This window comes from Mesorhizobium sp. M1A.F.Ca.IN.022.07.1.1, from assembly GCF_003997575.1.
Lineage (GTDB): Bacteria > Pseudomonadota > Alphaproteobacteria > Rhizobiales > Rhizobiaceae > Mesorhizobium.
Genome location: NZ_RZST01000193.1, coordinates 1 through 11,268 on the forward strand (window position 1 = coordinate 1; position 11,268 = coordinate 11,268).

General features: G+C 63.9%; 8 protein-coding genes. 6 read left to right on the top strand and 2 right to left on the bottom strand.

The annotated features are described in order from the left end of the window. The first annotated feature begins 187 nt into the window (after nt 1-187). From EOA75_RS20470 to EOA75_RS20485, 4 genes are all read left to right on the top strand, one after another. Entirely contained in the window at nt 188-1,765 is a 1,578-nt protein-coding gene (locus tag EOA75_RS20470) for a trimethylamine methyltransferase family protein (protein ID WP_127325009.1), read from the top strand. Between the two features lie 53 nt (nt 1,766-1,818). Beyond that, nucleotides 1,819-4,389 carry an FAD-dependent oxidoreductase gene (locus EOA75_RS20475; RefSeq protein ID WP_127325010.1) on the top strand — a complete coding sequence of 857 codons (2,571 nt, stop codon included), beginning with the start codon at nt 1,819-1,821 and terminating at the stop codon, nt 4,387-4,389. Nucleotides 4,390-4,481: 92 nt separating this feature from the next. Then, nucleotides 4,482-5,990 (top strand): glycosyltransferase family 39 protein, encoded by a 1,509-nt coding sequence (locus EOA75_RS20480; protein ID WP_164747467.1) that lies wholly within the window; start codon nt 4,482-4,484, stop codon nt 5,988-5,990. A gap of 17 nt (nt 5,991-6,007) precedes the next feature. Continuing rightward, nucleotides 6,008-7,354: a Xaa-Pro peptidase family protein gene (locus EOA75_RS20485; RefSeq protein WP_127325012.1), complete on the top strand. Its 1,347-nt coding sequence runs from the start codon at nt 6,008-6,010 to the stop codon at nt 7,352-7,354. Here the strand turns inward: EOA75_RS20485 and EOA75_RS20490 are convergent. Further along, a complete protein-coding gene (locus tag EOA75_RS20490) occupies nt 7,316-8,161 on the bottom strand; it encodes a PhnD/SsuA/transferrin family substrate-binding protein (RefSeq protein WP_127325013.1) in 846 nt (281 codons plus the stop codon). The two genes, EOA75_RS20485 and EOA75_RS20490, sit on opposite strands and share 39 nt — an antisense overlap. A gap of 75 nt (nt 8,162-8,236) precedes the next feature. After that, nucleotides 8,237-9,247: a fatty acid desaturase gene (locus EOA75_RS20495; protein WP_067329335.1), complete on the bottom strand. Its 1,011-nt coding sequence runs from the start codon at nt 9,245-9,247 to the stop codon at nt 8,237-8,239. 228 nt (nt 9,248-9,475) lie between these two features. On the opposite strand from EOA75_RS20495, the gene EOA75_RS20500 reads away from it, so the two are divergent. Continuing rightward, nucleotides 9,476-10,333: a helix-turn-helix transcriptional regulator gene (locus EOA75_RS20500; RefSeq protein ID WP_067329332.1), complete on the top strand. Its 858-nt coding sequence runs from the start codon at nt 9,476-9,478 to the stop codon at nt 10,331-10,333. Nucleotides 10,334-10,485: 152 nt separating this feature from the next. Continuing rightward, nucleotides 10,486-11,268 (top strand): betaine--homocysteine S-methyltransferase (gene bmt, locus EOA75_RS20505; protein WP_127325014.1); only part of this gene is annotated, 783 nt, incomplete at its 3' end.

Here is an 11,268-nt window from a genome sequence, read left to right on the forward strand (position 1 = left end):
TGGCGCATGTTCCAGCCAATCCTTGTCAGGGACGCCGGCAGGGAATGCTTTGGCGGCGGCAATTCGGCGGGCCAATCTGCCCTTCCGTCACGTCGCTTCCCTCGCCCTAGTGGTCGCCGCCTCCTTACCGGCAGCATTGCCGCCGGTCCATTATGCCGACCACTTTCGCATCCCCACGAGGCCTCTCATGACTGCCGCCCTTCATCCCGCCGAACCGGCATTGGCAACAGATCGCGCCCGCCGCGGCGGCCGTGCTGGCAAACGCGCCGGCGGATCGGCAGCCTTCGAGCAGCCGCCGTTCCGGCAGCTTAAGAACCCGCTGGTGCCCACCAGGCTGGTGTCCGACGACGAACTGGAATCGATCCACCTCGCCTCGCTGCGCGTTTTGAAGGAGATCGGCGTCGACGTGCTGCATGACGAAGCCCGCCGCATCATGAAGGCGCATGGCGCCGACGTTCGCGAAGGCAGCGAGCGCGTTCGCTTCGACAGCGACATGATCCTCGAGCTCATCGCGTACTGTCCGCCGGAGTTCACGCTGCACGCCCGCAACCCGGCGCACAATCTGCACTTCGGCGGCAACAACGTCATCCTGTCGATGATGGCCTCGGCGCCGAACTGCTCCGACCTCGACCGCGGCCGCCGCCCCGGCAACCAGGTCGACTACCGCAATTTCCTGCGCCTGGCGCAGATGCACAACATCCTGCAGTGCACCGGCGGCTATCCGGTCGAGCCGATCGACATCCATCCCTCGGTCCGGCATCTCGAATGCATCCGCGACCTCGCCACGCTGACCGACAAGGTCTTCCACATCTATTCGCTCGGCAAGGAACGCAATGTCGACGGCATCGAGATCGCCCGCATCGCGCGCGGCGTCAGCCGCGAGCAGCTGATGGAGGAGCCGTCGGTCTTCACCATCATCAACACCAATTCGCCGCTCAAGCTCGACGTGCCGATGATGGAAGGCATCATCCAAATGGCCAGCATGGGCCAGGCGGTGATCGTCACGCCGTTCACGCTCTCCGGCGCCATGGCGCCCGTCACCATCGCCGGCGCGCTGGTGCAGCAGAATGCCGAGGCGCTCTCCGGCATCGCCTTTGCCCAGATGGTGAAGAAGGGCGCGCCGGTCGGCTATGGCGGCTTCACCTCCAATGTCGACATGAAGTCGGGCGCACCGGCCTTCGGCACGCCCGAATACATGAAGGCGCAGCTCGCCGGCGGCCAGCTCGCCCGCCGTTACAATATCCCCTACCGCACCTCAAACACCTGCGCCGCCAACACGGTCGACGCGCAGGCCGCCTATGAAAGCGTCTTTTCGCTGTGGGGCGCCATCCAGGGCGGCGGCAATCTGATGATGCACGGCGCCGGCTGGCTGGAAGGCGGCCTGCGCTGCTCCTACGAAAAGACCATCCTCGACATCGACCTCCTGCAGATGGTGGCCGAATTTCTCACCCCGCTCGATCTCTCCGAAGACGCGCTCGGCTTCGACGCCATCCAGTCGGTCGGCCCGGGCGGCCATTTCTTCGGCACCCAGCACACGCAGGAGCGCTACAAGACAGCCTTCTACTCGCCGATCGTCTCCGACTGGCGCAATTTCGAGACCTGGACCGAGGCGGGTTCGCCGACGGCGCTGGAACGCACCAACAAGGTATGGAAGGAGCGCCTCGCAGCCTACGAAGAGCCGTATATGGACCCGGCCATCCGCGAGGAGCTCAACGACTTCGTCGAGAAGCGCCGCGCCGAAGGCGGCGCGCCGACCGATTTTTGATCTTTCACGCCCCGCTCACTCGATTCAGTCTCTGCAAAAACGGACCTATCTTCATGAAATCCCATGTTAAAGCGGTTGTCATCGGCGGCGGTGTCGTCGGCTGCTCGGTGCTCTACCACCTCGCCAAGGCCGGCTGGACCGACATCATGCTGATCGAGCGCTCGGAGCTGACCTCCGGCTCGTCCTGGCACGCGGCGGGCGGCTTCCACACCCTGAACGGCGACCCGAACGTCGCCAAGCTGCAGGCTTATACCGTCCAGCTCTACAAGGAGATCGAGGAGCTTTCCGGCCAGTCCTGCTCGCTGCATCTGACCGGCGGCGTGATGATGGCCGATACCCCCGAGCGCATGGATTTCCTGCGGCTCGCCCACGCCAAGGGCCGCTATCTCGGCATGGATACCGAGCTGATCACGCCGTCCGAAGCCAAGGCGATGTTCCCGCTGATGGACGAGAAGAATTTCGTCGGCGCCATGTGGGATCCCGTCGAAGGCCATCTCGACCCCTCCGGCACGACCCACGCCTACGCCAAGGCCGCGCGAAAACTCGGCGCTGAGATCGTGCTGCGCAACCGCGTCGTCGAGCTGACGCAGGAAGCCGACGGCACCTGGAACGTCGTCACCGAGCAAGGCACGGTGAAAGCCGAGCATGTCGTCAATTGCGGCGGGCTGTGGGCGCGCGAGATCGGCCGCATGGTCGGCGTCGAGCTGCCGGTGCTGGCGATGGAGCACATGTACCTGCTCACCGAGCCGATGCCGGAGGTCGAGGAATTCAACAGATCGACCGGCCGCGAGATGATCGGCGTGCTCGACTTCAAGGGCGAGATTTACACCCGCCAGGAGCGCAACGGCATCCTGCTCGGCACCTATGAAAAAGCCTGCAAGCCATGGTCGCCGGTCAACACGCCCTGGGATTTCGGTCATGAACTCCTGCCACCCGACATCGACCGCATCGCGCCGTCGCTGGAGATCGGCTTCAAGCATTTCCCCGGCATCGAGAAGGCCGGCATCAAACAGATCATCAACGGCCCCTTCACCTTCGCGCTCGACGGCAACCCGCTGGTCGGCCCAGTCCAGGGCCTGACCAACTTCTGGTGTGCCTGCGCCGTCATGGCCGGCTTCAGCCAGGGCGGCGGCGTCGGCCTGGCGCTGTCCAACTGGATGGTGCACGGCGATCCGGGCTTCGACGTCTGGGGCATGGATGTCGCCCGCTTCGGCGAATGGGCGACGCTGCGCTACACCAACGCCAAGGTGCGCGAGAATTATTCGCGGCGCTTCTCGATCCGCTTCCCGAACGAGGAACTGCCGGCCGCCCGGCCGGCGCAGACGACGCCGCTCTACGACACGATGCTCGCCAACAATGCGGTCATGGGCGACTCGTGGGGACTGGAAACCCCGCTCTGGTTCGCGCCAAAGGGCACCGAGCCAAAGGACATCGTCTCCTTCCACCGCTCCAACGATTTCGGCCCGATCGGCGAGGAAGTTCGCGCGACGCGCGAACGGGTCGGCGTCACCGAGATCGCCAACTTTGCCAAGTACGAAGTTTCCGGGCCGGGCGCCGAGGATTTCCTCAACCGGCTGATGACCAACCGGATGCCGAAGACCGGCCGCATTGTGCTCACCCCGATGGTCAACGAGTTCGGCAGGCTGATCGGCGACTTCACCATCGCCAAGACCGGTGAGGACCGTTTCATGATCTGGGGCTCTTCGGCCGCGCAGAAATACCATATGCGCTGGTTCGAGAAGCACCTGCCCAAGGATGGTTCTGTGCGCATCCACCGCTTCGACCAGACGCTGGTCGGCCTGTCCATCGCCGGACCGAGCGCGCGGGATTTGCTGCAGAAACTCGTGGACGTCGACGTCTCGACCAAGGCTTTCCGCTTCATGGACTTCCGCGAGATGGCGGTCGGCGGCGCGCCCTGCATGGTCAACCGCATCACCTATACCGGCGACCTCGGCTACGAGATCTGGATGGCCCCCGCCTATCAGCGCCTCGTCTACAAGGCGATCAAGGAAGCAGGCGAGGAATTCGGCCTCGTCGATTTCGGCATGCGCGCGCTGCTGTCGATGCGTCTCGAAAAGAACTTCCCAACCTGGTTCCGCGAGTTGCGTCCGATCTACGGGCCGTTCGAAGGCTCGATGGACCGCTTCATCAGGCTGGAGAAGAACGACTTCATTGGCCGCGAGGCGGCTGCCAGGGAGCAGGCGCAAGGGCCGAAGCTGCGCCGCGTCTCCTTCATCGTCGATGCTGCGGACGCCGACGTGATGGGCGACGAGCCGATCTGGGCCAAGGTCAGCAAGGATTATGGCACGGTGGAGAAACCGCATGGCTACGGCGCGCCGCGCTTCGACGAGACGGGCAAGGAAGTGCGCGGCTCCGAAGCCGCCGAAGGCGCTTCGGCCGTGCGCGGCATCGTCGATGGCGAGTGGCGCGTTGTCGGCTGGGTGACCTCGGGCGGCTATGCGCACTACGTGCAAAAGTCGATGGCGCAGGGCTATGTGCCGGCGGCCCTTGCCGAGGACGAGAGCGCCGGCCTGTTCGAGATCGAGATCCTCGGCCACCGCCGCCCGGCCCGCATCAACGTCGAACCGCCCTTCGACCCGAGCGGCGAGAAGATGCGCACCTGATTCCAGGAAGCCGCAATGTACCGCTTTCGGATCGTGTTGGTGGCCGGCTATATAGCAACCGGCCACCAACGCATCAGATGAGAAGACGACCCTTGCGGCAGCTGGAGAAATGGACCGACTGGCTCTGCGATGAACGGGTCGGCCCTTTCAGTGCCGCAATCGCGTTTGCACTTGCCTATTGCCTGGTCCAGATCGTGGTTATGCCGCTCTCGTCCCATTTCGTGGGCACCGGCGTCGGCGTCGACGACGCCGAACAGTTGATGGCGATGCGCTTCCTCGCGGCCGGCTATGGCGGCTCGCAGCCGCCTTTATACACCTGGTTCGGCATCCTCACGGCCTCGCTGGTTGGAACCAGCATTCTCGCGCTCAAGATCGTCAAATACACGCTGCTGGCCGGTGGATTGGTCGCGTCCTTCGCCACAGTGCGCCGCCTGGGCTACTCAGCCCGCGCGGCGACCGCCGCCATGTTCGGCCTGCTGCTGTTTCCACAGATCGTATGGGAGATGCAGCATGCCCTCACCCACTCGGTCGCGGTTTTTTGCTTTTCATCGCTGCTGCTCCTGGCAGTCGCCGAGTTGCAGAAACGGCGCTCGACTACCGCGTATGTGCTGCTTGGCTTGGCGACCGCCGCCGCAATGCTGTCGAAATACAATGAGGTGATCTTTCTCGCTGCGCTGTTCCTTGCGGCGCTGTCCGTCCGCGAAACACGTGAGGCGATCTTCGATCGCCGTTTCCTGATCAGTGTGGTTGTGGCGATCCTCGCCTGCCTGCCCACATTCTACTGGAGCCTCACGCATCTGGGAGACCTGCTGGCGCACAGCGGTGGCCTGGGCGTCGCCGAGGGGGGCAGCGCGGCAAAGACCCTGTCTCGCGGCATCCGCGGCTTGGGCAATGCGATACTCAATTTCGCCGGGCTGCCGGCCACGATCTTTGCTGTCGCGTTTTTCCTGGCGCGCAAGCAATCCGCACCACCGCCCGAGGCCGCACCGTGGCCAGAGACGCTGGTCTGGCGAGCGATAGGCTTCGCCTTGCTGATCACGCTCGTGGTGGTGCTGGCGGGAGGCATCACACAGTTTCGCGATCGCTGGATACTGCCCGTATTCGTGCTGTTGCCGGTCGCCATTGCCATGCGGCTGGACGCGATGGGGGAAAGGGGCAGGAAGACGCAGGCTACAATCGTCTTCGTCGGCGCCGTGATGGCCATCCTGGTGCTTCCGGTAAGCTGGTACATGCAGGTCCACGGCGGCGACAACCGCGGCAGCATCGTGCGCATGGACTACGCTTCGCTCCATCGTCAGCTGACAGCCGACGGACCGGTCGGCACTGTGGTCTCAAGCTGGTTCTGGATCGGCAATCTCCGCCTCGTCGATCCCGATCTCATCGTGCTCGACGACGAGATACCCGATTTCGCCAAATCGATCCGCGAGCCCGCGGTGCTTGTGCTCGCGGATGACGAGGAGCCGGCTTCCGTCATCTTCAAGAGGATCACCGAGGCCGGCTATGTGATGGACACCGTCCATCGGCGCATCGCGGTGCCGCAGTTGGGGAACGCCCCGCGCCAGGTCACGATCACCAGGCTGCACAAGATGACGCCGCAATAGACAGCCAGGGGGACCGCATGGACACACAACGTTTCGGCCGCCACCGCAAGATCATGCCGTTCGAACCCGGCTCCGTCGAGGCGCTGCGCGCCGCCTCCCGCGAGAAGGCTGCCGCGCTCAACCAGCACGCTCTGGGCTATGGCGCGGTAGCCGAAGCCGAATGGGCGGCGGCAGGCATCGCCGCTCCAGACCTGCCTGCCATGCGAAGCTATCGGCTCGAGCGCATCCGCGCCGAACTCAGGCGCCGCGACTATGCCGGCGCCCTGCTCTACGATCCGGTCAACATCCGCTACGCGACGGATTCGACCAACATGCAGCTCTGGGTCGCGCACAACCCGACCCGCCACTGTTTCGTCGCCACAGAAGGCCCTGTGGTGCTGTTCGACTATTTCTCCTGCGAGCATTTGTCGGATCACGCCGGCGTCGTCGACGAGGTGGGACCGGCGGTGTCGTGGATGTATCTTTATAGCGGCGAGCTGACCGACAAGAAGGTCCGCCGCTGGGCGGCCGGCATCGCCGAGCTCCTTGCCGAGCACGGCGGCGGCAATCGGCGGATCGCCGTCGACCACATCAATCCGGAAGGCGTCGAAGAGCTTGCCCGCCGCGGCATCACGGTCGGCAATGGCGAGGCGGTGATGGAGAATGCGCGCCTCATAAAGTCGCCCGACGAGATCCTCGCCATGCGCCGCGCCATTGTCGCCTGCGAGGCGGCGATGGGCGAGATGGAAGGGGCGCTGAAGCCTGGCATTTCCGAGAACGAGCTCTGGGCGGAACTGCATCGCGGCAACATCGCGCGCGGGGGCGAATGGATCGAGACCCGGCTTCTGTCGTCCGGGCCGCGCACCAACCCCTGGTTCCAGGAATGCTCGTCGCGCATCGTCGAGGACGGCGATCTCGTCGCCTTCGACACCGACCTCATCGGTCCCTATGGATTCTGCGCCGACCTCTCGCGCACCTGGCTCTGCGGCGATGGCCGGCCGTCCGACGAGCAGCATGACCTGTTCCGCATCGCCGCCGACCAGATCGCCCACAACACGGTATTGATGCGGCCGGGCATTTCCTTCCGCGATCTCGTCGAACGCTCCGCCGTGCCGCCGGGAGACTGCTTCCCGGCGCGCTACGGCGTGCTCTACCACGGCGTCGGTCTGGCGGACGAATATCCGACCCTGCCGCATGCCAGCGACTGGACGGACGACACGCCGGATGGCGTCCTGGAACCCGGCATGGTGCTGTGCGTGGAAAGCTATATCGGCAGGCTCGGCGGCCGCGAGGCCGTCAAGATCGAGGAGCAGATCCTCATCACCCAGACCGGCAACGAAAAACTCTCAGCCTACCCGCTCGACGAAAAGCTGCTTGGCAACTGACCCGTCCAAGCCAAGCTCGGCAATGGCCTCGCGCATGGACGCAACGACGTCCGCCGATGTGGCCCTGGCCGAGATAAACGGCAATCCCTTCCGCCTGGTCGTCCAGCCGACCACTTTCACGCGCCGCGCCGCCGGCTCGAATCGCTGCGCCAATGCCCAGCTCTGGCAGTCGATGGCGGCGATATCGGCCCTGCCCTCGGCGATGGCGACGATCGACGACCGGTGGCCGCCGCTTTCGCCGCACGAGGCGAAGACGCCCAGACTTTCGCCGATCGCCTCCAGGTCGCGCGTCAGCCCGAGCAGCCCGGACATCGAATCCGGATTGTTGAAGATGAAGCGCTTGCCGCGGATGAGATCGAGCGGGATGACGGCCTTGCCATCCTCGGGCGAGCCAACCGACGTCCCGCCATCAGCCGGCATCACCAGCGCGCTGGAATAGAGCTCGCCCTGCCCGCCCTCGAAGGCGTCATAGCTTGGCTGAGCGACCACCTGCACATGCCTGGCCAGGCCGAGCTCCATCGGCCCCCAGCAGGTCTGTCCGAAAAGCAGCGCCGGGCTCAGCCAGAGCTGGTGAAAATCGAACTCGTCCGGGGGCAATGTCGCGGGGTCGGGCGCTATCAGCGTCCCGGCGCCGTCTTGGATGCCGCCGGACACCGGCGGCAGGTCGCGATTGCTGCGCGTCATTCTTTCCGGCGCGTCGATACCCCTCCGTCGAAAAGCGTCGCGGAGCTGCGCCCATTGCGCGTCGATCTCGCCGCGAACTTCCGGCCAGTCATACATCGGCAGAGCCGCAATCAACTTGCTCATGACGAACAGCTTTCAAAACAGGCGGTCATCGGCGCCTGAATTCCGCGGCGATAAAGCAGTCGCGAAAGTTCGAAATTACTCTTTCGGCGGCTCAGCCGGCACCGGAGCCGTGCCAAGTCCACTCACATTACGCGCTCTGATGCGCGGCTTGAAGGCACGGCCGGGTTCGGGCGCGCGGCGCAGCACCGGATGCACCACCGGCTCCTTGGCCTTGAAGGCAAATGATTTGATCAGCGCGAAATAATTCGGATAGACGTAGCCGTTGTTCATCCGCAGCCATTCTTCGCGGCGATCGCGAAACATCTTCGGCAGTCTGTACCAGGCGACGGTCGGGCTCTTGTGGTGCACGAAATGCAGGTTGTTGTTGAGGAACAGGAAGGAGAGCGGCGACCGCTCGACGATGATCGTGCGGCCCTCCGGGTGTTCCGACCACTGATGCTCGGCATAGGTGCGCACCGAAATCAGGGACTGGCCGAGCCACACCGGCCCAAGTATGTAGAGCCAGAGCGGGATGCCGAAGCCGAAGGTCACGATCGGCACGACCACTGCAAGTCCGACCGCATGCAGCAGCCAGGCTTTGCGGATCGCCTTGTCGCCGGCGGCCATCTGTCTGGCGTCTTCGAGGAAGAAGCCGATCGACGACAGCCAAGGTCCGAGAACGAAGCGGCCGACCATTGTGTTGTTGATCTTGAGCAGGACCTTCATCGCTGGCGGCATTTCCGCATGCATCCAGAGCGCCTGGTAGTAGCTTTCCGGATCGTCGAGCGGGTCGGTCAGCCGCTCGTCGGCGTGGTGGCGAAGATGGATCGCCTTGAAACGGCGGAACGGCCAGACCAGCCCGATCGGCAGGATGACGAAGGCCTCGTTGATGTTGGCGTTGCGGGTCGGATGGCCATGCAGCACTTCGTGCATCAGCGAGGATTGCAGGGCCAGTATCAAGGCCAAGGCGACAAGGGCCAGCAGCGGATAGGAAGGCCAAAGCAGGAAGCCGGTGGCAAGCCAGGCGCCATAACAGAACAGTGTGAGGAATACTGTCGGCCATTCCACGGCCGGTGTGCTGCTATGTCTCTTGCGTATGCCAGTCATGCTATCGACCACTGCCTTCCAGTCGCCGGAACCACTTTGATTCCTGACAGCATTGTGTCAGGAGCCTGTCGTTGTCGCAACGCGACAAAGTGAACAATCTGTTGCGAATGCGCATTTTTAGCTGCAGATGTTATATATTGTAAACAGATTTGGGGATTCATTTGCGCCTGAGCACCTAACCAGCAGGCCTGGGCGCAAATTTTTCCTCCACTGGAAAGGAGCGGCGTGATGGACAAGCGTGATCTGTCGACGGTCTTCCGAGAGCGCCTGAAATTGCTCTTGACACGCTCGGACTTGAACCAGTCGGCCTTCGCGAGCGCCGTCGGCATCGATCGTTCGGCGCTGTCGCAACTCCTGTCGGGCGCCTCGACGCGCCTGCCCCGCGCCGAGACGCTTCTCAACATTGCCGCCGAGTTCAAGGTATCGCTCGACTGGCTGCTGGGCCTTAGCCAGGACGAAGGCGTCACCGGCGAGATTCGCGAAAGCCTCGAGATCGAGGAGGCGCCGGACGGCTTTGACCGCACGCTACTTGCCAAATGGCACGCCGAGGCGGTCGGCACCAAGATCCGCTACGTGCCGGCGGGCATTCCGGACCTCCTGCGCACCGAGGCCCTTGTCGAATACGAGGCCGGCATTACCAACAAGAGCCGCGAGGCGCAGGCCGGCGAAACGCAATACCGCATCGACTACAACAGGCGGCCCGAGACCGACATGGAGGTCTGCATGCCGCGCCATACGCTGGAGATTTTCGCACGCGGGCTCGGCGTCTGGGACCGGTTCCCGGAAGCCGAGCGCCGCCGGCAATTGCTGCACATGGCAACGCTCCTCGACGACCTTTACCCGACCTTCCGCCTGTTCCTCTATGACGGCCGCATGCGCTATTCGATCCCTTATACGATCTTCGGGCCGTACCGCGCCGCAATCTATGTCGGCGATATGTATCTGGTGTTGAACGCCACCCAGCCGGTCCGTACCCTGACCAGCCACTTCGACAATCTGATCCGAGCCGCCGATGTCAACGCGCATGAGGCTGCGAGCTTCACGCAGAAACTGGCCGGCATCTCCTTCACCTCAGGCTTTGTCTGAACGCGGCCGCTATCGCAATGCTGGCATGCGGCGACCAAGCTGGCCGACCGTCGTTTTAGGAAACTCACGCAAGAGCGGGCCTCATATTCGTTGACTAGATATAAAGACTTCTTTATATCGTTATTTGAATTCAGGACACGAAAGCCAGAGCCATGACCGCCACCAATCCAATCGACGCATTGCTTGCCGAAAAAGGCGTGCTGCTGGCCGACGGCGCCACCGGCACCAATTTATTCGCGATGGGACTTGAGGCCGGCGAAGCCCCCGAGCTGCTCAACGAGACGGCGCCCGACACCATCGCCGCGCTGCATCAGAATTTCGTCGATGCCGGCGCCGACATCATCCTGACCAATTCGTTCGGCGGCACCCGTCATCGGCTGAAGCTGCATCACGCTCAGGACCGCGTGCATGACTTGAACAAGCGCGCCGCCGAAATTGCCCGTTCGGTGTCCGACAAGGCAGGCCGCAAGGTGATCGTTGCCGGCTCCGTCGGCCCGACCGGCGAGCTTTTGGTGCCGCTCGGCGCTATGTCCTATGAGGAAGCGGTCGATGCCTTTGCCGAGCAGATCGAGGGCTTGAAGGCCGGCGGAGCCGAAGTCGCATGGATCGAGACCATGTCGGCGCCGGATGAGATCCGCGCCGCGGCCGAAGCCGCGATCCGCGTCGGCCTGCCCTACACCTATACCGGTTCCTTCGATACGGCCGGCCGCACCATGATGGGGCTGTTGCCCAAGGATATCCACGGCGTTGCGGATGGACTGTCGCAGGCTCCGCTTGGGGTGGGCGCCAATTGCGGCGTCGGCGCAGCCGACATCCTGGCCTCGCTGCTCGACATGACCGACGCGAAGCCGGAAGCCACCGTGATCGTCAAGGGCAATTGCGGCATTCCGGAATTCCGCGGCAGCGAGATCCACTATTCCGGCACGCCCGAACTG

Coding starts and splice junctions, on each gene's coding strand:
- EOA75_RS20470 (WP_127325009.1), top strand. CDS start 188: ATGACTGCCGCCCTTCATCCCGCCGAACCGGCATTGGCAACAGATCGC.
- EOA75_RS20475 (WP_127325010.1), top strand. CDS start 1,819: ATGAAATCCCATGTTAAAGCGGTTGTCATCGGCGGCGGTGTCGTCGGC.
- EOA75_RS20485 (WP_127325012.1), top strand. CDS start 6,008: ATGGACACACAACGTTTCGGCCGCCACCGCAAGATCATGCCGTTCGAA.
- EOA75_RS20490 (WP_127325013.1), bottom strand. CDS start 8,161: ATGAGCAAGTTGATTGCGGCTCTGCCGATGTATGACTGGCCGGAAGTT.
- EOA75_RS20495 (WP_067329335.1), bottom strand. CDS start 9,247: ATGACTGGCATACGCAAGAGACATAGCAGCACACCGGCCGTGGAATGG.
- EOA75_RS20500 (WP_067329332.1), top strand. CDS start 9,476: ATGGACAAGCGTGATCTGTCGACGGTCTTCCGAGAGCGCCTGAAATTG.